The sequence below is a fragment of the Guggenheimella bovis genome (genome assembly GCF_054492335.1).
The window spans coordinates 701,676-725,021 of the sequence record NZ_JBQWTF010000001.1 but is presented as its reverse complement, the minus strand read 5'-3'; the positions used below and the strand labels follow the sequence as shown (position 1 = coordinate 725,021).

Genomic DNA, 23,346 nt, shown 5'->3' with positions numbered 1-23,346 from the left:
GCATCATACGTTAAGGTGTATGTTACTGGTGTGTACTGCGCTGTAAGCGTCACATCCTTAGCTGGCATCGTGAAGGTTTCACCCGCTTTATAGGTCGTTGTACCATCACTCCAACCAGCGAAGACTTGACCTGTAGGAGGTGTGTCGATGTCAGGAAGCGTTGTCGTAGCGTTTTCAGCGAGCTTCACAGCTAAAGGAGCAGGTGATCCACCTTGAGCATCATACGTTAAGGTGTAGGTTACTGGTGTGTACTGCGCTGTAAGCGTCACATCCTTAGCTGGCATCGTGAAGGTTTCACCCGCTTTGTAGGTTGTAGTACCATCACTCCAACCAACGAAGACTTGTCCTGTAGGAGGAGTTGTAATATCAGGAAGCGTTATTGTCTCGTTTTCAGCGAGCTTCTCAGCTACAGGAGCAGGTGTTCCACCTTGAGCATCATACGTTAAGGTGTATGTTACTGGTGTGTACTGCGCTGTAAGCGTCACATCCTTAGCTGGCATCGTGAAGGTTTCACCCGCTTTATAGGTCGTTGTACCATCACTCCAACCAACGAAGACTTGTCCTGTAGGAGGAGTTGTAATATCAGGAAGCGTTATTGTCTCGTTTTCAGCGAGCTTCTCAGTGGCTGGAGCAGGTGTTCCACCTTGAGCATCATACGTTAAGGTGTAAAAAGTGGCTGCAGGATCTGGTGAGTATACAGCTTTTAGTGTGACATTATTGCTAGGCATTGATAGATAGTCACTAGGATGATAAGTTACTGTAACACCATCTGTACTCCACCCCTCGAATATATATCCTGGTGGTGGTATTGGACTATCCGCATGAATCCATACATCTGCTCCTGCTGTCTCATTTATGTCATAAAGGTATGGACTCTTAGGATCAGTAGAAGGGTCTTTTCCATTACCAAGGTCAAAGTGTAGTGTATAGAGAGGCTCATACATTGCAGTGAGTGTGATATCCTCTGCTGGCATTGTGTAGTGGTCCACACTTTCTCTTATTACGTTGTCATTAACGGAGTTACCTGTAATCTTCCAAGATACAAATTTTTGAGCAGGCGGATCAGTTTTATCTAGTTCGATACCGATTTTAATACTAGAGTCTGCTGGTGCGACTAAAATTGGAAGTATACTTCCAGGTATTATGGTGTTTACGTATGTCGCAACATACAATCCTTGATATGTCGGTTTAACATTTGATAAAGGTGTTGTTTCGACATTTTTTTTCCTAAACGCTAGTGTTCCAGTTCCTTTCATAGTAACTGAACCATTATCGACAAAGATTGCGGCAGCTCTTGAAAGAGTTGGTGTTAATTCTCCATCGATTACAGTGCTACCAGTGAGATTAATGGTAATGTCACCATCCGCATAGATACCTGCATAGGTATCATTGGCTGTGTCTCCATCAGAATCGAATGGTCCTGCTGTAATAGATTGTGCGTTGAGTGTCAGAGTACTAGTCGCACTATTCCACATGGTAGTGTCACCAGTGACATCTTTTCCCCCAACAAAAACCTTTGTAGCAGTAGCTGCAAAAGCTTGTGGCTGTATTCCTAACGTACTGAAGATCATGGTAATGGCTAGGAGTAGAGCCAGGGTCCTTTTTCCTTTCATATTTTCCTCCGTTTGATCAAAAAGACTAAGAATGCCCCATAGACTTATATCTTAATACATATACCATGAATAAAAACATATAAAACTAAAATGTATTATTTTAGCCATCACTTTTACGCATGTAATCATTGTTTTTTCTTTATTCTGACAAAGAAAAAAGTGATCCTTTTCAGGATCACTAATCTTGATTGTTTTCTATCTATATTCACTAACTACGAGAGGTCCACCGATAATCGTAATGTTCTTGTAGTTGTGAGCTCTCAAGTGTTGAGTAATGACTTCTGGTGCTTTTCCTTGCTTTGAAAGTAAGATTGGTGCATTGTAGGAAGCACTGACTGGTCCTGTAACGAGTGCATCTGAGAAGTTCTCACCGCTAACGATGAATGCATGAGTAGCAGTTGGGAAGAACTCGTTTGCAATGGCTACGCTTGTCTCAAAGCGCGTTGCACCGCTTACGCGTTTTGCAGGGATTCCTAGTGCCTTGAGCGTGTTATTACTAATAACAGCTGTACCACCGACTACAACAGCGTTTTTAAATCTGTAGTCACTTAGGAATTTCTTAGTAACTTGTGGAATCGCATCTCTTTGAACGAGAACGACTGGGAGGCCTGCTTTTGCTGCATAGCTACTAATAGCGAGTGCATCGTAGTATCCTTCGCCTGTTGCGATGATTACAGTACCCTTGTTACCATTCCTTGCTAGAACTTGTTGAGCAATAAGTGTAGCTGTTTGATAACGATCGTTACCAGCAATGCGTGTTACCTTACCTACGAGCTTTTGGATCTGTGTGACGGCTTTATTACTAATAGCGAGAGGTCCACCGAGTACGTATACTTGCTTAGGTTCTAAGCGAGTGATTTCACGAGCAACGCGTTCATCGAGTGAAGAACCATTTGTAATGAGGATTGGAGCGTTTACTGATTTTGCAAAGGATGAAGCTGCGAGTGCGTCAAAAGGCATGTCTGCACGTGCGATGACAACAGCTGGAGCAGAAACAAATTTGCTCTGTGACACTTCGATCGCTGTTTCAATACGGTCATAGCCGTATGTTCTATCGACATTTGGACTTGGAACTTTTGTTTCTTTTATTGGACGATACGTTGCTTCAATGGTTGTGTGTTTATCAGAGGGTGTAATGATCGTCTTGTCTGCAAATTTGTTGCTGTAAGAAACCTTACCGTAATTTGTAACCCATCTGTCAAATACGTAACCTTGAGGTGCTGGTTCTGCAGCAATGGTTACTTTTGAACCTTCTAGGTAGTAACCTGTACCAGAGCCCTTAATAACACGAAGGTAGGTTTGAATGTTTGAAGCAGATTTAGCATACCAAGCAGTAAGTGTTACAGGGTGAGCTGGCATTACAAAGGAAGTTTTAGCTGCTAATTTGTTACTTAAAACGAGGTTTAGATCCGTTGAATGCCAACCGTAGAATACTTCACCAGCTGGTGCTTTATAGGCATCGATCCAAACGATATCTCCAGCAGCATACCAGCCATCGCCAGTACCGTTTACAACATCTACGTAGTAGAGTTCAGCAAATTTAGCTGTTAGAGTTGTGTCCTTATTAGGCATTTCGAATGTTGTTCCCGCATTAAAGAGCTTTCCATTCGCATCTACCCAGCCCATGAAACGTGCTCCGTTTGGAACCGTTTGTAGCGTTGGAAGAACAGTCGTTTCTTTTTCTGCTAAGTACTTATCTTGTGGAACCGGTGTTCCTCCCTTTGTGTCAAAGGATAGCTTATAGAGAGGTTCGTAATTCGCTTTAAGCGTTACGTTCGTGTCAGGCATCGTGTAGGTCTTTGCCGTAGCAACTAGCTCGGTGACGTTCACATCTCCTGTCACAGTCCAACCGATGAAACGAAGGTTATTCGGTGTCGTTGGAGCTACGAGTTGTACGACAGCATCCTTAGGTAGCTCTTGGGGAGATGTCATGGTCGTTGTACCAGGAGCTACATCGATCGTAAGTGTATGAGTTGCATCAGCAAAGATGGCTCTAACCTCCGTATCGGATGCTGGCATAGAGAATTTTGCGACATCCTTTGATACGGTGTAGTTATCTGCTGTATTTCCAGCTAAGCGAATGCCCCAGCCTGTAAATACCTTTCCTTGCGGAATGGTCGTAGGAGCAGTGAGTTGAATCTCTGTTCCTTCAAGTGCTTCTGTAGGAGTAGCTGAACCATCAGCTACTGTCATAATGACTTTATAGAGCTTTCCGTATTGGGCAGTTAGTGTGATGTCAGAATCATTTACGATAATCTGATCAGTTCCTGGATTTAAGAAAGTGAAGAGGAAATGACCGTCTACTTTCCAACCTGTAAATTGATATCCTGGTGCTGGTGTTGGATCCACTAGCTGATATTGAGTATTTTCTGGACCTTGTTGTTCCAGTGGAAGTGTTGTCGTTCCACCATTTGGATCGATCGTAAGCTTATACATCTTTTGAACGTATTTAGCCGTCAGTGTTACGTTAGATGAAGGCATAGTATACGTCGTCTGTGATGCAAGGATCGAAGTAGTTGAAGGATCACCTGTTACGTCCCAAGAGTCAAACGTGTAACCTTGCGGTGCTGTTGGAGCCGTTAGTGTAACTACTGCACCAGGAGCTAGCGTTTGAGGTGAGGTCATGTTGTTTGTGCCTTGACCTGCATCTACTGTTAGCGTGTAGGTAGGATCGAGAACGGCCGTTACCGTTACGTTCTTACCAGGAATCTGGAATTTTGGGTCAGCAGGGAAGACTTCTTTATATACCGTACCATCGTCATCATAGGTGACGACCCATTTAAACACATTGACTCCTGTTGGAGCTGTTAGGTTTACCCAAGTGTTCATAACACCAGATGTTCTATCTGCTGTACCACTATCTGGAGCCATCGTTACTGTATAAGTTCCTTGGACGAGAGATGGCATGATGTAGGCATCGGCTGAACCGATCGTTACTTCTGTCGTTCCTTTAGGATAGGTGGAAGGAGTTCCATTCCAATGATCGAAAACGTATCCTTCTTTAACAACAGGATCATGAATGGCGATTTTCGTTCCCGTAGGTCCTACAACCTGGGTTGGAAAATCATCATTACCTGGATCGAGTCCGGAGATATCGAACTTATAGATCCCTTCAAATTGAGGCATATTTGCAATCGGAGGTAAGCTGTTTAAAGCATCGTACTTTGCTTGACGCATATTGATAGAAAGCGTACCTGTTCCAGTGATCTTCAGTGTGTTTGGTTGTGCATAGGTTGACTGCTTACTTAACATGTAGATTCCGGCACCCACTGATAAGGTCGTCGGACCAGCTGTAATCGTGTTGGTTCCTTGGATATCTACGGTTAAATCACCGTCTGAGAAAATGACCGCATAAGCATCGGGTGAACCGCTATTATCTGTATCTATTTCGGTACCCTTGGTGAGATTTGCGCCGTTTAGTGTGAGTGTTGAGGTTGCAGCATCGTAGCTAACTCCTGAAACACCTGTAGGATTAGCGATGAGATCTACGCCATCTACAATGAGTTTCGTCGCAGGGAGTGCGTACGCTTGGGGTTGAATTCCTACGAGACCAAAAATCATGGCCAGTGCAAGAATCAGTGCCAGAGATCTGTTTCTTTTCATTTTCTTTTCTCCGTTTCTTTTCATTAACTCTAAAAGAATTTTTCTTCTGGAGTTAAGAAAAATTATAACACTTCACTTTCGAACTAAGTAAAGAAAATTATGTAATAATTACCCTATGAATTTTGCTATTGTTAGCTATATCCAAGAACGTGCTCTTTCGATAGAAAAGCACCTTCTAAGAGTTTTTTGGGTACAAATGAAAAAGTGAGGTGTTATGGAAAAAATAGGTGTTGTTTTAGAGGGTGGGGGAACGAGAGGTTCCTACCAGGTGGGTGCTTTAAAGGCCCTAAAAGAACGAGGAATCGAGATTCAAGGCGTAACGGGTACATCGATCGGTGCTATAAACGGCGCCTTTGTCGCCATGGATAAGCTCGATGATCTCTATGACATGTATTACAACATTGATCCGAGTATTTACATCGATGCCAATGAGGATCTGATGGAGGGGCTTCGTAAGGAGAAGCTTTCTTTTGTCGACCTCATTTCTTCTTTCCCGGACATTATAAAGAGGAAAGGAATCAACATTGATCCCTTAAAGAAGCGCATCGAAGAATACATTGATGAAGAGCGTATTCGAAAAGGTTCTATTCACTATGGTCTCGTGCTCGTAAACCTTTCGACGCGTGAATCAAAGGAACTCTTAATCGATGAGATTCCTGAAGGAAAGCTTCATGAGTACATCATGGCGAGTGCTTACCTTCCCGTCTTTTCTCAAGAGAAGAGAGAATATATGGACGGTGGGCTTCACAATAATATCCCCTTAGATCTCCTACTTCGTTCTGACGAATATACGAAGATCTACATATTGAGAACGCATGGAGTGGGTCGTCATCAAAAGCTTGAGAGTAGTGTCCCTCTCGTGACCATCTCTCCCCAGCACGATTTGGGAAGTATCCTAAGTTTCGACCGAGAACTGAGCCGTGAGAACATTCTCGCCGGCTACTACGACATGATTCGAGAGCTCGATTCTCTAAAGGGTTCCCTTTATTATTTAAAGGACATCCCGGAAGACTTCTTCTTCTCGCTACTTTGTAACATTCCTGAAGAGGTTGTTCTTAAGAGCGCGAAGACTTTAAACCTTGGAAAGGATCGTCCCTTTAGGCGTATCGTCTTTGAAGAGATGGTTCCTGTGATTCAAACCATCACAGGTCTAACGGATGAATCGGACTATGAACGTTTGGGCTTAAGACTTTTGGAGCTCTATGCGCTAGACCGCCATATTCCAAGGTTTGAGATCTATTCCTTTGAGACTTTCTTAGAAAAGGTCGAAGAGGGAATGAAAAAAGAAGAAAAGGCGACTATTGATCTTGTAAGCCAGCTCCAGGCCTTCTTTGCGAAGCGAGTGAGCTTTAAGGTTGGAGAGTACCAAGAGATTATTTCAGAACTTTGTCGATGTCTTTTAGGAGGAAGAAATGTATCAAGAAATCTATGAGGCAGAACTCAAGAGTCCCATCTACGACGAGGAATATAAAAACGAGCTACGAAAGCTTTCTCCAGAAGAGATCAAGGAGTCTTTCTACAAAGAGCTCTCCTTTGGTACGGCTGGTATTCGTGGGAAGATGGGTCCGGGAACAAACCGCTTAAACCGCTACATCATTCTTCGCGTAAGTTACGCGGTCGCTCGTTGGGTGAACGATTTAAGTAAAGACCCTGTAGTCGTCATCGCTTATGACTCAAGACTAAATTCCGACGTCTTTTCAAAAGAAGCTGCAAGAGCATTGGCTTCCTATGGCGTAAAGGTCTACTTGTTTCCTGATTACGCTAGTACACCTGAACTGTCCTTTGCCGTAAGACACTTAAAGGCCACAGCAGGTATCGTCATTACAGCAAGTCATAACCCAAGAGAATACAATGGCTTTAAGGTCTACCATTCGAGTGGTAGACAAGTGCTTGAAAAAGAAGCCAATGAGATATTAAAGTACTACAATGAGATGAAGGATCTAAGTAAGCTTGAACTTCTGACCTTCCATGAACATCTACAAAGTGGTAAGATTGACTGGACGCCAAGGAGCGTCTGGGATGATTACGATCAAGCCATTCAAGATGCGATGAAGTTTATCCGTGTAAAAGAAACATCATACGATCTCACGGTCGTCTATACGCCTCTTCACGGTACAGGAGCACGTGCTGCACTAAAGGCTTTAAAGTCTTTAGGAGTAAACGTCGTAACGGTTCCTTCGCAGATTGAACCGGATGGAACATTCCCGGAGGTAGAGGTAGCAAACCCAGAAAACCCATCGGTCTTTGAAGTCGCTAAGAGCTTAGGTTATAAGCATAAAGCCGACCTCTTAATCGCAACAGACCCCGACGCTGACCGTTTAGGTGCTATGGTTCTTCATGGTGGAGAGTACGTCTTTATAGACGGTAATCAGATGGGTGCCTTGATGCTCGATTACCTCTTAGAACGCGGTCTTTCGGGAAATGTCGTTACGACCATCGTAAGTTCCCTTTTAATCGACCGTATCGCTGAGGGAAGAGTTCCTGTAGAGCGTACACTCACAGGCTTTAAGTACATCGGGGAAGCCATGAATCAAAATGAAAACTTCCTTTTAGGCTTTGAAGAGAGCTTCGGTTACTTAAATGCGCTTCATGCGAGAGATAAGGACGGCATTAATGCACTTATGCTCGTCTCTGAGATGGCGATCTTCGCCAAAACGGAGGGTATGACCCTTGTAGATCGTCTTGAGAACATCTATAAGCGCTTTGGTTACTCGAAAGAAGGACAGATTGTTCTTACACTCGATGGCATCGAAGGACAAGAAAAGATTGCTTCCCTCATGGAACGCTTTAGAAATGAAGGGATTTCATCCATTGCAGGTAGAAAGGTTCTTCACTTTACAGACTTCTTAAAAGACGATACGGGTCTTCCTAAGGAAAATGTCTTAAAGTGGATCTTTGAGAAGGATACTTGGATCGCCATGCGTCCTTCCGGAACAGAACCAAAATTAAAGATATACATCGGTGCTTCTTCAGCTTCTCGTGAAGAAACAGAAGAAGCCCTAAAAACTATTCGAGAGGAACTTCAGGAAAAACTTCAATGATACACGCGGTACTTGTCTTCTTCTTACTCATCTTCGTCGGTTTTATAGCAGAAAAGAGCGGTCGCATTCCTTCGGACTTCCGAAAGAGTGCGTCCGCTTTTGTTGTAAATATTGCACTGCCTTTCTTTATCTTACAAGGCATGGCATTTAAGTTTTCTAAGGAAATGCTCGTGAACTCCCTTTGGATTCTAGGCGTCAGTGCTACTTTATATATCCTAAGTATGCTAGGGTCTCGACTTTATCGAGGAGAAGCGAGTAGTGCTTACCGCTTTGGATTAGTCTTTTCAAACTGCGGCTTCATGGGCATTCCACTTGTGGGAGCACTCTACGGAAACGAAGCTCTTTTTTACGCCTCCATCATGCTCATAAGCTTTAATACATCCATGTGGACGTATGGCGTAAGGCTCTTTTCAAAACCTGAGGGATCAACTCTTAAGAGTCTTTTGAATCCCTCGCTCGTCTGTGTGGTGCTGGGCTTTACCATGTTTATCTTAGACATCTCCTGGCCCCCAGTCCTTCTTGAACTCATTACACTCGTAGGTTCTACGGCTACCCCGATCTCCATGATCGTGCTTGGAATGATGATCACAGACTTTAGACTCTCTGATGTCACGACTGATCCAAAGCCTGTTATCTTTAGCATCCTTCGCCTCGTCGTGATACCTCTAGTCATGCTCTTTTCACTTCGAGCCGTCGGTTTTTCCGGTCACCTCGTAAACATCCCTGTGATCCTCTTTGCCATGCCCATGGCTGTAAACGGAGCGATGTTTGCCGAGTACTACGACGTGAACGCCAAAGAGATGGCGACTCTCGTCGTCGTGAGTACACTCCTTTCCATGGCGTCGATTCCTTTTATTACGATGTTTTTATAAAACTTATTTATGAACCTATTAACACACACTGTATTTACGGTGTGTGTTTTTTAATAGAAACTTCATTTGTTCTTGACTTGACAAAATGATAGTCGTATGCTTATTGAAAGAACGAGCGCTCGCTCGATAGGAGGTGTCGATGAATCAACTCGTAAAAGCTTCCATCAACTTGCATGCGGTTCTTAGGAGTTTAGAGGACCTCTGTCAGTTGAATGAGAAGGCAAAAAACCTTATTCAAGGGAAGAATATCGGAGTTCGGTTTGTAGTTCCTGGTATTGATCCCTTGATTCTGAGCTTTCAATCAGGAAAGTGTCAGGCGATTCGAGGTGCAGGGTCTACAGACATTCACTTGTCTTTCTTAAATCCTAATCACTTCAATCAGATGGTGGAGGGAACAAAGAATCCCATTCCTTTAAAGGGACTTACGAAGCTATCCTTTATGACCAAGGAGTTTAGCGAGCTTGCTGAAATCCTTACCGATACCCTCATGTGCTCCAAAGAAGCTCTAAAGGACAAGAGCTTTAGAGACATGAATACCTTAATGACGGCGATGGTTGCATTCTTTAGCTTGAGTGAGATTGCAAACTTAGATCCATTAGGACAAAAGAATGCTTCTAGAATTCAAGACGGGGCCATTCAGATTGAAATCATCGATTCGGAGAAGATCTATATCTTAGCTAACGGCGGAAAGCTCACGACCGTGAAGGGCGTACATCCGAGTCCACTCGCTTTTATGACCTTCGATTCGATCGATACGGCGGGAGGCATCTTACGTGGCGAGCTCGACAGTTATGCCTGCATTGGTAACGGCAAGCTACAAGTAAAGGGAAGGATTCCTATGATCGATAATCTCAATAAGATTCTCGCTCAGGTTCCCTTCTATCTGAACGAGGTGTAACGATGAATACATATAATTACGATAAGAGTCAGGCGCTCTTTCAAAGAGCATCGAAGGTTATTCCTGCAGGCGTCTACGGACACCTAGGACCTTCTGAGGGCTGTTTTATTCCAGTGAGTCACTATCCCTTCTATATGACCCACGGGAAAGATGCCTACGTCTATGACATCGACGGCAACCGCTTTATCGACTACATGTGTGCCTATGGACCGATCGTACTGGGCTATCACAATGAGCGAGTCGATAAGGCTGCAAAAGAACAGCTCGATCTCGTAAACTGCGGCATTCTTCCGACGCCGAAGATGGTCGAATTAGCAGAGCTTTTAGTCGATACGATTCACAGTGCCGACTGGGCTTTCTTTGCAAAAAACGGTGGAGACGTCACGAACCTCGCAATGCTCACCGCAAGAGCTGCGACGGGACGTAAGCGCATTATTAAGTTCCACGGCGGTTACCACGGAGTCGCACCCTGGATGCAACAACTCGGTTACCCTGGAATCATTGAAGAAGACGTCAGTAACATCATTTCAATCCCCTTTAATGACATTGAAGCCCTACAAGATGTGATCAACAAGTACCCTGGAGAGATCGCAGGTCTCATCAGTACTCCCTATCACCATCCAGCCATGGCCGATAACGAGCTTCCAAAGCCCGGCTACTGGAAGACCGTTCGAAACATGTGTACGAAGTACGGCATCGTTTTAATCATCGACGACGTACGCTGCGGCTTCCGTCTAGACATTGCAGGAAGTGACCATCACTATGGCTTTGAGGCCGACCTCATCTGCTACTGTAAAGCGCTAGCAAACGGCTACAACATCTCAGCCCTTTTAGGTAAGAGCTCTTTAAAGGAAGCCTGCAGTAGTGTCTTCTACACGGGTAGCTACTGGCTGAGTGCTCTACCGATGGCTGCAGCCATTGAAACGATCAAGATTTTACGCGAGATCAATGGACCCAAAATGATGCTAGAAGAAGGTAAGAGACTCACCGATGGTCTCGTGAAGACCGCGAGTGACTACGGCTTCCACTTAAAGGTCACGGGTGAGCCTAGCATGTGGTACATGCGTCTTACGGACGACGAAAGCAACGTCCTTCATCAAGAGTGGATCGGTGAATGCGTACGAAGGGGAGCCTTCTTTACGAACCACCACAACCTCTTTATGAACTGTTCCATGAACGAAGAAACGACAGAAGAAACGCTAAAGATTGCTGCAAGTGCCTTTGAAGCAGTGCTTCAAAACCATCCAGAGAGGAGATAACATGCCACTTACACTCGAACAAGAGCTTGCTCTTGAAAATAAGGCGAACGAACTTCGACACATGATCGTCGATACCGTTCTACAAGCAGGAAGCGGTCACTTAGGTGGCGCTTTAAGTATGATCGACATCGCAACGCTACTCTATTACAACGAGATGAACTACAAGAAAGAAGATCCCGACTGGCCCGATCGTGACCGCTTCTTAATGAGTAAAGGACACGCTGCCATCGGTTATGTAACGATCCTTTCTGACATTGGACTCATCCCGAGAGAAGACCTAAAGACCTTTAACCTAACGGGAAGCTACCTCGGTATGCACCTCGATAGCAACAAGGTTCGTGGCGTCGAAGCCTCGACGGGATCTTTGGGTCACGGTCTTTCGATCGCACTCGGAATGGCTCTCGGTAACCGCCTCCTTAAAAAGGACAGCTACGTTTACTGTCTCCTAGGTGACGGTGAGTGTGATGAAGGAAGCATCTGGGAAGCTGCCATGAGTATCCCGAACTTTAAAGCCCATAAGCTCATCACCCTAGTCGATAGAAACCACGCCATGATCGACGGTATGACAGAAGATGTCATGAAGCTAGAGCCTTTTAAGGACAAGTGGGAGGCCTTTGGTTTCCAGACCTTTGTCGTAAATGGTCACCGCTTTAAAGACATGAAAGAAGCGATCGAAAAGGCCAAAGCGACGACCGATCGACCGACGTGTATTATCTTAGATACCGTAAAGGGTAACGGTGTCGACTTTGCTGCAGGAGACTACAAGTGGCACTACGGTGCGATTAACGAAGAGCTTGCGAAAAAAGCCCATGAAAGTCTCGACAAGTACCATGAAGCTATGCTTCAAACGATTAAGGGGGAATAGATGGGAATCACATATACGAGTGTTGAAACGACCAAGCTCTCTACGGCTGAAGTCTATTCGAAGATGCTGGTCGATTTAGCCGAAACCAACGACCGAATTGTCACCTTGACGGCTGACCTTGCAAAGAGTACGAAAATTGGTACCTTTATGGCAAAGTTCCCGGATCGCTTCTTTAACGTGGGAATTGCAGAACAGAACCAGTTTGGTATCGCTGCGGGCCTTGCAAAGCTAGGCTTCATTCCCTTTACCTCATCTTTTGCGATCTTTAACTCCTGCCGTGCACTCGACCAGGTACATACGGATATCTGCTATCAAAACCTTAACGTGAAGATGATCGCATCGCACGCTGGAACGAGCTTTGGACAGGCTGGAACGACGCACCATTCGACGGAAGACATCGCGATCATGCGTTCCATGGCAAACCTCACTGTCGTCGTTCCTGCAGATGGAATGGAGACAGCAAACGCCGTTCAGGCTGCTGTAGCCATCGACGGTCCTTTCTACATCCGAATTAACCGTGGCTTTGACCAGATCGTCTACGACACCATGGAATATGGCTTTGAAATTGGTAAAGCCGTTGAGCTCCACGAGGGAACAGACATCACCGTCATCGCCTGTGGTTCTGCCGTATTCCAAGCACTCCAAGCTGCGAGAGAGCTTGAAAACGATGGCCTTAAAGTGCGCGTTTTAAACATGCATACGATTAAGCCCATCGATAAGGAAGCTATCCTTAAAGCACTTCACGACACAAGACGTATCGTAACGGCTGAAGATCACAGCATCATAGGAGGTCTCGGAGGTGCGGTAGCAGAAGTGATCGCTGAGAGCGGAAAGGCTTGTGCATTTAGACGTCTAGGACTTCAAGACTGCTTTAGCCCCATCGGCTTCCACGAAGACTTGATGAGCTATCACGGCATCGATACGAATGGTATCATGAACACCATCCGTGACGTCATGAAGCTCGACTTTGAGGAGGACGAGGACTGGACTGACGAGGTGTAAGATGAGAAGTGAAGTCTATGCAGCCAATATCTTTTTAAATAGCGTACTTCCCGTCTTAAAAGAGATCATTAACCGCACCGACTTAAAAAAGAAGTTTGTAGGAAAGTCTGGTGTCGTTCAAATCTCCACAAAGCATCTCGCAAAGACTCTGGCGATGCACTTTATCTTTAAAGAAGGAGACATCGAGGTCGCTTTAGGAACACATAAGAAGCCCGACATTGAACTGGCCTTTAAGAACCTAAAGCACTTTAATGGCTTCTTCCGTGGAACATCAAAGAAGCTTCCAAGGATTAAAGGCATCTTTAAGATCGGCTTACTCGTTCCTTTCTTCCAGTCCCTTCTTAAGATGGCAAGTCTACTCGGAGCCAAGGAAGCACCAGCCGACCAAGAGACCAAGGAACTTCTCACACGCTGTCTCTTTTACCTCCTTTCAAGTGGCATCAGTCAGCTCAATAAGTTAGAGCACCCCGATGTCAAAAATTGGAGTATGAAGTCACCTGATCGTGTGTATGCCTTTGCTGTGGATGGGTATGAAGATTTAGGCGCCTATCTGAGAGTAAAGGCCGGAAAGACCAAGTCGTCACGCGGTTACTACAAACGCTCGCAACCCTTCTTTACGATGCGTTTTGCCGATGTCGACAGTGCTCTACAGATCCTTTTACAGACGGGTGACCTCTTAGACTTAACTGCTAAAAAGAAACTCATCATGGAAGGAGCACCTGAATTTGGCGCAATGATCGGCGACTTTATGATGCTTGTCGGAGGCCTTATTCAAGCATAACTATGAAAAACGTATTTCACACCGATACCTTTGAAAAGATCTCTCCTGAAAAAAGAGATCGACTCTTTTACCATACGATCGCTGAATTTGCCGAAAAAGGCTACAGTGGAGCGAGTATCAATACGATAGCAAAGCGTGCTGAGATCAGCATCGGTAGCCTCTATAGCTACTTTCCGAGTAAGGAAAATCTCTTCTTTGCCATGATTCAAAAGGGCTACGAGATCCTAGAAAAGGCCGTAACGGACATTCATGTAGAGGAGGGGACCTTCTTAGAAAAGATGGAGCGACTCATTCGCGTCACCATTCGCTATGCCAAGGAGCATCCTGACTTTTCGAAGCTCTACTTGAACCTAAACGTAGAGGAGCTAGGTCCTAGGAGTCAGGAGCTTACAGAAAAGGTCGAAACGATCTTTTTAGAGATGTACGAAAAGATGATTCGAGAGGGCATGGAGCGCGGAGAGCTCCGAAAGGACATCGACATTCCGATGGTGACCTTTGCGATCGATAACCTCATCGTCATGCTTCAATTCTCCTTAGCTACGTATTACTTTAAAGCTCGAATGGCTCGTTATTTAGGCCAAGAGGTAGAGGATGAAGAGGAACTCGTAAGGAGGTATCTAGAAATACTGAAAGGGTTCATATGAACATACATCAAGCGTGTACGCTGGCTCGAAGAAGCTTCGAAAGTGGCATTACGAGATCGGTAGATTTTAGAATTAGCGAGCTTTCAAAGCTAGAGCGTGGTATACGAGAAAATAAAGGAAAAATTTGTGAAGCGCTAAAGCGAGACCTCAACAAGTCTCCCTACGAATCGACCTTGAGTGAAATAGGGCTCGTTCTAGGTGAGATTGAATTCATGAAAAAACACTTAAAGAGCTGGGCCAAGCCAGAAAAGCTAAAGACCGCTATGACACAGGCTCCCGCACAGAGCTACCAGCTCAGTGAACCGTACGGGGTGGTGCTCGTCATGTCACCCTGGAACTACCCTTTTCAGCTCTGCATCAATCCTCTTATCGGAGCGATGGCTGCAGGGAATGCTGTCGTCGTGAAGCCCTCTGCCTACTCACCAAACGTAAGTGAAGTCATAAAAGAGATCATCGAGAACTACCTCGATCCAGGCCTCTTTCAGGTGATTACAGGGGGAAGAGAAGAGAACAAAGCACTCCTTGAAGAGCGATTCGATTACATCTTCTTTACGGGTAATCCCGTCGTAGGAAGAGTTGTGATGGAGGCTGCGAGTAAGCACTTAACACCAGTTACCTTGGAGCTCGGAGGAAAGAGCCCTTGTATTGTCGAAAAGAGTGCCGACCTTAAGCAGACGGCAAAGCGCATTCTCTTCGGTAAGCTCATGAACTCCGGACAGACGTGTGTCGCTCCAGACTACATTTTAGTCGATCAGAGTATAAAGAAACGCTTTGTAAAAGAGCTCATTAAAGTGTACAAGAAGATGCTTCCTTCGAAGGAGTACATCGAGAAAGCTTTCCCTAAGATCATTTCTGAAAAGCACCTTGCCCGCTTGAAAGAAAACCTCGTCGGTCAAACGATCCTCTTTCAGGACGACCGCATGACGAAGGAGCAGTTCCCCTTTACCTTAGTCGATGAGCCTGCGCTCGATTCCAAGATCATGCAAGAAGAGATCTTTGGACCGATCTTTCCAATCCTAAGTTACAAGAACATCGACGAGGTCGTTCGCTTTGTAAACGAGAGAGAAAAGCCCTTGGCACTCTACCTCTTTACGAAAGACGAAGGTGTCGAGGAAAAGATCTTACAGTGTGTGAGCTTCGGAGGTGGCTGTGTAAACGACACGCTCGTTCACCTTTCGAGCCCCTACATGCCTTTCGGTGGTGTGGGGAACTCTGGTATGGGAAGCTACCATGGAAAAAGAAGCTTCGATACCTTTTCTCATAAGAAGAGCATCGTGAAAAAAAGCTGGTATTTCGACCTTCCGATTCGATACCATCCCTATAAGAATGAAGCAGGAGAACCCCCCGAATTTATCTTCAAAGGATAGAGCGAAAGCTCTATCTTTTTTTTACAAAACTCCTCTTTTTTCTTAACGGAAGTTCGGGTAATATTAGCATGCAAACAATGACAAAACATTAGGTTGTCAGATAGGAGGGACGATGAACGCGATCTTTACCGGAGTATTACAAAAACATAATGAAAAGTTCCAAGTTGTCAGTCTCGATCTAGAACAAGTCCCTCAAGCATTAGAGCTTCAGGTTCGTGTTCACGAAGGAATGAGTCATAAAGAATGGCTCGTAGAGGATACGGAAAAGGAACTAAAGGATGCTTTAAAGAGTGGGGGTGTTCTTTTTGGTGTCAAAAATAGTAAGAATGAGCTCATTGCGACGCGCTTTATAAGGATTCCAAGAGAGTCGAGAAGTAACCTCGCCTATGACCTTTCCTTTCCCGTCGACTTACATTCTGTCGTTCAGCTTCAAAGTACCGTCGTAGATCCAGCCTATAGGGGTAATAACCTCCAGGCGATTACGCTCATGGTTGCCGAAGAGTTCGCGAGAGACAATAAGTACGAACACCTCGTCTGTACGGTGGCTCCCACAAACATCTATTCACTCTATAACATCATGATGGGGGGACTTTCGATTAAGGCTTTAAAGAAAAAGTATCAGGAGAAGACCGACGGTGGCGTGTGGCGCTTCGTACTCCATAAGGAACTTAAGGAGAGAGAAGTAAAGCCTGTGATGAGAAAAATTGACATACACTTTGAACAGCTTGAACTTCAGACGAAGCTCATTGAAAAGGGCTTCATTGGAACGAATGTCTGTAGAGAACAACATCGAATTAGTTATGTACGCTAAGGTAGCGCTCACAAAAGTGAGCGTTTTTTTGTTCTTTCTTCGGGGTAAAAGATAACAGGCAACGTAAGAAGCAAACGCAAGTTGTCAGATTGGAGGAGGAATGAACACACTTCACGCAGGAGTTTTAAAGAAACATAAAACTGATTTTCAGGTTGTCAGATTAGATTTAGAAAACGTACAAGAAGTCATCGAAATGCAAATTCGAATCCATGAGGGAATGACTCGAAAAGATTGGTTCGTAGAAGATACGGCCGATGAGATGCGCCATGCGTTAAAAAACGGGGGAGCTCTCTTTGGCGTTTACAATGATAAGAAAGATTTAATCGCATCGCGCTTTATAAGTGTTCCAAGAACAGATGAAAGTAACCTCGCACACGACATCAAGCTACCCCTCGATTTAAATCAAGTGGTACAACTTGAAAGTACCGTCGTGGATCCTAAATATCGAGGAAATCGTCTTCAGGGGATTACCCTCATGGTCGCTGAACGCTTCGCTCGCTTAAAAGGCTACGAGCACCTCGTATGTTCCGTTGCCCCTACAAATATCTTCTCTCTCTATAACATTATGAAGGGTGGGCTTGAAATTAAAGCGTTAAAGAAGAAGTATCAGAGTAAGACCGAAGATGGCGTATGGCGCTTTATTCTCCATAAAGATCTAAAAGAAGCCCCGATCAAAGAGTTTAGAAAGTACTTCGATGTAGACTTTGATGCCTTAGATATTCAGAGCTTACTCATTGAAAAGGGCTTTGTAGGGATGAATGTCTCACGTAGAAAACGTAAGATTTCCTATGTGTTATAAGAAATAACCTCATTCTAACGAAAATAGTCATAGACATTGGGCATGGTCTGTGTTACAGTTAGAACTCAATGAGAAAGAGGTTTTAATGCAATTCAATGAAATTATCAACCACCCTGAGGTTTTAAGATCCATCCACGATAAGGGATACCTTGAGATGACACCGATTCAAGCTCGCGTGATTCCGCTTGTACAAGCAGGACGCGACCTCATCGGTCAAAGCCAGACGGGTACGGGAAAAACGGCAGCGTTTGCCATTCCCACACTGTTAAAGGTCGACGAAACACTTCCAAAGGCACAAGTTTTAGTTTTAAGTCCTACGCGCGAACTCGCTGTTCAAACGGCAGCTGAGTATCGTGAACTTTCAGCCTACATGGAAGGTATCAGAACCCTTGCCGTCTTTGGCGGAGAACAGATTGAACGTCAAATTGGCTTTTTGAAAAAAGGTCCCCAGATTATTGTGGCAACTCCAGGGCGCTTGATGGATCATTTGAGAAGGCGCACCATTCGCTTAGGTCACGTGCATACGATTGTCTTAGATGAAGCGGACGAAATGCTTCGCATGGGCTTCCGTGAAGACGTCGAAGAAATCTTATCGCAAATTGAAGGAGAGACACAGCGTCTACTCTTTTCTGCTACGATGCCTGCGCCCATTAAAGCGATCTCGAATAAGTTTCTCGTAGATCCTGTGCACGTTCAGATTGAACCACAGTCTATCTCCGTAGACACGGTCGTTCAGCGCTATGTCGCTGTTCAGCGCCCCTATAAAAAAGAGGTGCTCTTAAGACTTTTAAATGCACTCTCTCCAGAGCGCTGCATGATCTTTGCGAACACAAAGCGCATGGTCGATGAACTCATCGAACTCCTTCAACAAAAGGGAGTCGTGGCAGAACGCATTCACGGCGACATGAAGCAGGAGCATCGACTACAAGTTCTGCGTCAGTTTAACCGAGGCCTCATTAAGGTCGTCGTTGCAACAGACGTCGCCGCGAGAGGACTTGACATCGAAGACGTCGATCTCGTCATTAACTACGATCTACCAGAGAGTGTCGAATACTACGTTCACCGCATCGGTCGTTCCGGTAGAGCCGGAAAGAGCGGTCAGGCGATCAGTATCCTTACCCATAAGGACTTCCTCCTTTTAAAGGAAGTAGAGCACTACATTAAAAAGCCGATCGAATCGATGCAAGTGCCATCGTTAAAGCGTGCTGGGGAGCTTCGTATCGAAAGTGCTTTAAATGCACTTGTCTTACGCATCGATCCTGCCATTACCGATCACTACCGCGGAGTCTTCCGTAAACTTGAAAATGAGAACATCAATCCTTACGATTTGTTGGCTCTCTATTTTGAAGATACGATTGGACGTTTAGAGACCGTCGACCGCGACCTCAATGATCACAGCTTTGGTAAGCCTCAAAGGCCTCAAAAGCGCGATTACAAGGATAAAAAACGTCGACCAGCAGGAAAGAAAAATTACGGAAAACCCTATACAAAACGCTAGAAGCGTGCTATAGTAGGTTGGAATTAAATATGAACTTATCAAGAGTGGCGGAGGGAATAGGCCCACTGAAGCCCAGCAACCGGTGTATGAGTCGGTGCTAAATCCTACAGGAAATCCTGGAAGATAAGATAACTAGATAGAGAGCCTATAGGCTCTTTTTTCATTGAAGGAGGAAAAGATGAGACACTTATTTACATCTGAATCGGTGACCGAAGGACATCCCGATAAGGTCTGTGATCAGATTAGCGATGCGATTTTAGATGCGATCCTTACAAACGATAAATATGCTCGAGTAGCCTGCGAATGCTTAGCAACGACAGGACTCGTCGTCGTAAGTGGAGAAGTTAGCACCAACTGCTATGTAGACATTCAAAAGGTCGTTCGCGAGACACTGAAGGAAATTGGTTACACGCGTGCAAAGTACGGCTTCGATGGTGATACGTGTGGCGTACTCGTCTCTTTAGACGAGCAGAGCTCCGATATCGCAATGGGCGTCAATGAGTCGAAAGATACAAAGACCATCGGCGCAGGAGACCAGGGTATGATGTTTGGCTACGCTTCCGATGAGACGAGAAGTTTGATGCCACTACCGATTACACTTGCTCATAAGCTAACACTTAAACTCGCAGAAGTTCGAAAGAATGGAACGCTCGAGTATCTCCGTCCTGACGGCAAGAGCCAAGTGACGGTTGAATACGATGACGATAAGGTCGTTCGTATCGATACCATCGTCGTAAGTACACAGCACTCAGAAGACGTTTCTCATGATCAACTTGAAAAAGACATCATTGAGCATGTCATTCGCCCTGTATTTAACGAAGGACTCGTCGATGAAAAGACGAAGATCTATGTGAATCCAACGGGCCGCTTTGTTCTCGGTGGACCTTCTGCCGACACAGGTCTTACAGGTCGTAAGATCATCGTCGATACGTACGGCGGTATGAGTCGTCACGGTGGTGGAGCCTTCAGTGGAAAGGACCCGACCAAAGTCGACCGCTCAGCAAGCTATGCTGCTCGCTACGTTGCAAAGAACCTCGTAGCTAGTGGCCTCTGTAAAAAAGTAGAGATCGGTCTAAGTTATGCCATTGGTATTGCAAAGCCCACGAGTATCTACGTCGATTCCTTCGGAACGAGTGCAAAGACGAATGAAGAGCTCGAGAAGATCATTCAAAAGGTCTTCGATCTAACACCATCAGGTATTATCGAGATGCTCGATTTAAGACGTCCGATCTACAAGCAGACGGCAAGCTATGGACACTTTGGAAGAGAGGATCTCGATCTTCCTTGGGAGCGCTTAGATAAAGTAGAGATTTTAAAAACCTTTTAGTGGCGAATAGCCACTTTTTTTCATGCTTAAAGTGGTCTGATATAAGGTATATTTTACCTAGAAGAAAGGAGATGTTATGCATCCTGTTTTATATGCACTGATTGCACTTGCTTTACTAGCTATTCTCTTTATTATCGGTTCTTTTAACCGCTTAAAGGGACTTCAATTATCTGTTCAAGAGGCCTTTTCTACGATGGACGTCTACTTAAAGAAACGCTATGACCTCGTACCGAACCTCGTAGAAACGGTAAAGCGCTATGCCGAACACGAAAAAGGAACACTCGAATCGACGGCTGAGGCGAGATCGAGAGCCGTTCAAGCGACGACGCTCGAAGAAAAGGTGAGAGCAAACGAAGAACTCACCGAGCGCATCTCTACGATTCGTGCGATTGTAGAGAATTATCCAGAGCTAAAGGCCGATGTCGGGTTTATGAAGTTACAAAATCAGCTTGAGGAGATTGAAGAGGACATTGCCGATTCTAGACTCTACTACAATGGCAATGTAAAGCTCTACAATACGACGAAGCATACCTTCCCGACGCTCCTTATATCATCGCTCTTTCACTTTAAGGACGAGCCCTTCTTTGAAGCAGAGCTCAATGAACGAGGTAGTGTTAGAATAGGGGAAAACTAATGAAAAAATGGATCATTGCTCTCTTGCTCCTACTGTGCATTCCCTTAGGAGCTTTTGCAGAGACGTTTGAAATTGATCAATATGACATCGAATTAAATGTCGATCAGAGCAATAACATCACCGTAAAAGAAACGATTCATGCGAACTTTTCAGTACCGAGTCACGGTATCATTCGAAACATTCCACTCAGGTACTACGGATATGTGCATGACCTTAAGATTAAGCGCATTACAGACGACTTGGGTCGTCCGATTCCCTTTGAAACGAGCCGCTCGAACGATTTAGACATCAGAATCGGTGAAGCCAGTACGTATGTCAAGGGACCTGTAAGTTACGTCATCGAATACGAGTTTGCCTTAGGTGACGACCGTAACCGCGAGTTCGACCAAGTTTACTTCAACATGATCGGTCAAGGTTGGAATACGACGATTCACCGTGCAACCTTTGTGGCAAAGTTTCCAGGAAATGTCGATCCCAAACTTGCGAAGGTTACGAGAGGTGAATACGGTTCTAAGCAGCCTGTTCCTATGAGTATCGATGGAAACACCATATCGGGTGAAACGGGAATGCTTCGTCCGAACGAAGGACTGACGCTTCGCGTAGACTTTGAAGAAGGCTTTTTTAAGAATCCTACGAAGCCCTATAAGCTACAGGAATTTTTAACCATCTTTGGAACAATGATCGTGGGAATCTTTTCATCGACCATCCTAAACATTAAAAACATTCGAAATAATACGATCGCAACGGTTGTTAGCTTCGATCCACCGTTTGATCTAAATCCTCCAGAGCTCGGTTACATCTTCCACGAGGAACGTATCAATCAACAGCAGGTGGCCTCGCTCGTCCTCTTCTGGGCGAAAAAGGGACTTCTTACGATCGAAGAGGAAGAGGGAAGCTGGGGAAAGAAGACCATGACTTTCCATCGCCTAAAGGATTCCTCTTTCATCTACGATAACGACGAAAAGTACCTCTTTGATGCGATGTTTAGCTACGGTAACGATGGCGAAAGTGTCTCTATCACACAACTTAAAGATAAGTTCTACCTAGATATTCAAAATTACATGGTCGGTCTTCCTAAGAAGTTCTCTGGTAACAAAGAGATTCTAGAGAATAGCTACCAATACCTTCCAAAGTTTTTGAGTCTCATCCTCTTTGGAGTGGGCGTGTACTTTATCTCAAATCAGCTTCATAAGATGCTTGGAATGGATCAATTCGGAGCAGTCATTGCGATGGGCATCCTCTTAGGAACGAGCTTTGTGATCCTAGGACTCGTTCAACGCTTAATCAAGTCACCGCGCATTGCAACGGTCATCATCCTCATCGTCATGAGCGTAGCCTTTATCGGACTCTTTGCGATGCAGGTGAAAAACTTTGAAATAAGTGCGCTCTTCGATAGCTGGTTCTTACTCGTCTTTGTCGTATTCCTACTCGTACAGATCTTACACGTCGAGTTTATGCGTCTAAAGAAATACACTTCTTATGCTCGAAGTGTCTTAGGTAAGGTTCGAGGCTTTGAACAATTTATTCGCTTAGCGAAAGCAGAAGAGCTCAATGCTCTCTACGAAGAAAATCCCAACTACTTCTACGATGTTCTACCGTATGCTTACGTCTTAGGACTATCGAAGAAGTGGGGTAAGCACTTAGAGGAGCTTGCCGTTCCAGAACCTGAGTGGTACATTGGTGAAAGCTTTAATCCTACACACTTCCCGTCTTCCTTTGAACATCAGATGCGAGAAGCACAGAGTGTTCCTCAGTCATCTGGTGGAGGAGACTTCGGTGGCGGTGGCTTCGGAGGAGGAGGCTTCTCAGGGGGCGGCGCCGGAGGCGGCGGAGGCTCTAGCTGGTAAAAATGGAAAGCACCGAGATGACTCTCGGTGCTTTTACTTTGAATTCCTTTTCATGAGATCTTCTCTACGATAGCGTTCTTTTCTCGGAAGGATCCCTTCTTCCATGTGCTGGAGAACATCAGCATCCTTTAAGAGCTCTTCATACGGTCCATGAAGGAGCTTTTTTTTCGGGTGAACTCGAATGGCACGACAGATGACGTGAATCTCGTCTTCTGTAAAGAGTCCCTCTAGAAAAGGGGGTGCCATCTCAGCTCCTTTTTTCCCGTGCTTCGTGACGAGAAAGGAAGTTTCTCTCGCAATGTCGTGAAGGAGTGCAGAGGCGACCGAGAGGTCTCGATCGAGCTCTCTTTGTTCTGCAAGGATCTTGGCAAATTTGGCGACGCCTTTTGTGTGTATCGAAAGTTCTCTTCCTAAGAACGATTGAATTCTTTCTTGTAACGCTTCTATTTTATCCATTGATTACCACCTGCTTTCCGTTACAATAT

General features: G+C 45.0%; 19 protein-coding genes and 1 riboswitch. Of the genes, 16 read left to right on the top strand and 3 right to left on the bottom strand.

What is annotated here, in order from left to right; genetic code table 11:
- The coding region (locus tag ACUB3H_RS03690) for an InlB B-repeat-containing protein (protein WP_459129307.1) at nucleotides 1–1,613 on the bottom strand (1,613 nt) is incomplete at its 3' end.
- 195 nt (nucleotides 1,614–1,808) lie between these two features.
- The gene (locus ACUB3H_RS03685) at nucleotides 1,809–5,216 is read right to left on the bottom strand and encodes an InlB B-repeat-containing protein (protein WP_459129306.1); all 3,408 of its coding nucleotides are present in this window, start codon (nucleotides 5,214–5,216) and stop codon (nucleotides 1,809–1,811) included.
- Nucleotides 5,217–5,430: 214 nt separating this feature from the next.
- Here ACUB3H_RS03685 and ACUB3H_RS03680 point away from each other — a divergent pair, with 214 nt between their 5' ends.
- From ACUB3H_RS03680 to ACUB3H_RS03605, 16 genes are all read left to right on the top strand, one after another.
- Nucleotides 5,431–6,648, top strand: a complete 1,218-nt coding sequence (locus tag ACUB3H_RS03680) for a patatin-like phospholipase family protein (protein ID WP_459129305.1) — start codon at nucleotides 5,431–5,433, stop codon at nucleotides 6,646–6,648.
- Entirely contained in the window at nucleotides 6,629–8,257 is a 1,629-nt protein-coding gene (locus ACUB3H_RS03675; protein WP_459129304.1) for a phospho-sugar mutase, read from the top strand. Before ACUB3H_RS03680 ends, ACUB3H_RS03675 begins: the two co-directional genes overlap by 20 nt.
- Nucleotides 8,254–9,129 (top strand): AEC family transporter, encoded by an 876-nt coding sequence (locus ACUB3H_RS03670; RefSeq protein ID WP_459129303.1) that lies wholly within the window; start codon nucleotides 8,254–8,256, stop codon nucleotides 9,127–9,129. Before ACUB3H_RS03675 ends, ACUB3H_RS03670 begins: the two co-directional genes overlap by 4 nt.
- Before the next feature lie 139 nt (nucleotides 9,130–9,268).
- Complete coding sequence (locus tag ACUB3H_RS03665; RefSeq protein ID WP_459129302.1) at nucleotides 9,269–10,027, top strand: hypothetical protein; 759 nt, start codon at nucleotides 9,269–9,271, stop codon at nucleotides 10,025–10,027.
- Nucleotides 10,028–10,029: 2 nt separating this feature from the next.
- Nucleotides 10,030–11,286 carry an aminotransferase class III-fold pyridoxal phosphate-dependent enzyme gene (locus ACUB3H_RS03660; RefSeq protein WP_459129301.1) on the top strand — a complete coding sequence of 419 codons (1,257 nt, stop codon included), beginning with the start codon at nucleotides 10,030–10,032 and terminating at the stop codon, nucleotides 11,284–11,286.
- 1 nt (nucleotide 11,287) lies between these two features.
- On the top strand, nucleotides 11,288–12,151 hold the full coding sequence (locus ACUB3H_RS03655; RefSeq protein ID WP_459129300.1) for a transketolase: 864 nt from the start codon (nucleotides 11,288–11,290) through the stop codon (nucleotides 12,149–12,151).
- Nucleotides 12,152–13,153 carry a transketolase family protein gene (locus ACUB3H_RS03650; RefSeq protein ID WP_459129299.1) on the top strand — a complete coding sequence of 334 codons (1,002 nt, stop codon included), beginning with the start codon at nucleotides 12,152–12,154 and terminating at the stop codon, nucleotides 13,151–13,153.
- A gap of 1 nt (nucleotide 13,154) precedes the next feature.
- The gene (locus ACUB3H_RS03645; protein WP_459129298.1) at nucleotides 13,155–13,934 is read left to right on the top strand and encodes a hypothetical protein; all 780 of its coding nucleotides are present in this window, start codon (nucleotides 13,155–13,157) and stop codon (nucleotides 13,932–13,934) included.
- A 2-nt stretch (nucleotides 13,935–13,936) separates the two neighbouring features.
- Complete coding sequence (locus tag ACUB3H_RS03640) at nucleotides 13,937–14,578, top strand: TetR/AcrR family transcriptional regulator (RefSeq protein WP_459129297.1); 642 nt, start codon at nucleotides 13,937–13,939, stop codon at nucleotides 14,576–14,578.
- Nucleotides 14,575–15,945, top strand: a complete 1,371-nt coding sequence (locus ACUB3H_RS03635) for an aldehyde dehydrogenase (RefSeq protein ID WP_459129296.1) — start codon at nucleotides 14,575–14,577, stop codon at nucleotides 15,943–15,945. The genes ACUB3H_RS03640 and ACUB3H_RS03635 overlap by 4 nt, the downstream gene beginning before the upstream one ends.
- Before the next feature lie 112 nt (nucleotides 15,946–16,057).
- Nucleotides 16,058–16,756: a hypothetical protein gene (locus ACUB3H_RS03630; protein WP_459129295.1), complete on the top strand. Its 699-nt coding sequence runs from the start codon at nucleotides 16,058–16,060 to the stop codon at nucleotides 16,754–16,756.
- Between the two features lie 100 nt (nucleotides 16,757–16,856).
- On the top strand, nucleotides 16,857–17,555 hold the full coding sequence (locus ACUB3H_RS03625; protein ID WP_459129294.1) for a hypothetical protein: 699 nt from the start codon (nucleotides 16,857–16,859) through the stop codon (nucleotides 17,553–17,555).
- Nucleotides 17,556–17,640: 85 nt separating this feature from the next.
- On the top strand, nucleotides 17,641–19,053 hold the full coding sequence (locus ACUB3H_RS03620; RefSeq protein WP_459129293.1) for a DEAD/DEAH box helicase: 1,413 nt from the start codon (nucleotides 17,641–17,643) through the stop codon (nucleotides 19,051–19,053).
- A gap of 32 nt (nucleotides 19,054–19,085) precedes the next feature.
- Nucleotides 19,086–19,183: riboswitch (SAM riboswitch) on the top strand.
- 48 nt (nucleotides 19,184–19,231) lie between these two features.
- Complete coding sequence (metK, locus tag ACUB3H_RS03615) at nucleotides 19,232–20,380, top strand: methionine adenosyltransferase (RefSeq protein WP_459129292.1); 1,149 nt, start codon at nucleotides 19,232–19,234, stop codon at nucleotides 20,378–20,380.
- Nucleotides 20,381–20,456: 76 nt separating this feature from the next.
- Nucleotides 20,457–21,014, top strand: coding sequence for a LemA family protein (locus tag ACUB3H_RS03610; protein WP_459129291.1), 558 nt, complete (start codon nucleotides 20,457–20,459; stop codon nucleotides 21,012–21,014).
- The gene (locus ACUB3H_RS03605; protein ID WP_459129290.1) at nucleotides 21,014–22,861 is read left to right on the top strand and encodes a DUF2207 domain-containing protein; all 1,848 of its coding nucleotides are present in this window, start codon (nucleotides 21,014–21,016) and stop codon (nucleotides 22,859–22,861) included. The genes ACUB3H_RS03610 and ACUB3H_RS03605 overlap by 1 nt, the downstream gene beginning before the upstream one ends.
- A gap of 33 nt (nucleotides 22,862–22,894) precedes the next feature.
- Here ACUB3H_RS03605 and ACUB3H_RS03600 read toward each other — a convergent pair whose 3' ends face one another.
- Entirely contained in the window at nucleotides 22,895–23,317 is a 423-nt protein-coding gene (locus tag ACUB3H_RS03600; RefSeq protein ID WP_459129289.1) for an HD domain-containing protein, read from the bottom strand.
- Between the last annotated feature and the right edge of the window lie 29 nt (nucleotides 23,318–23,346).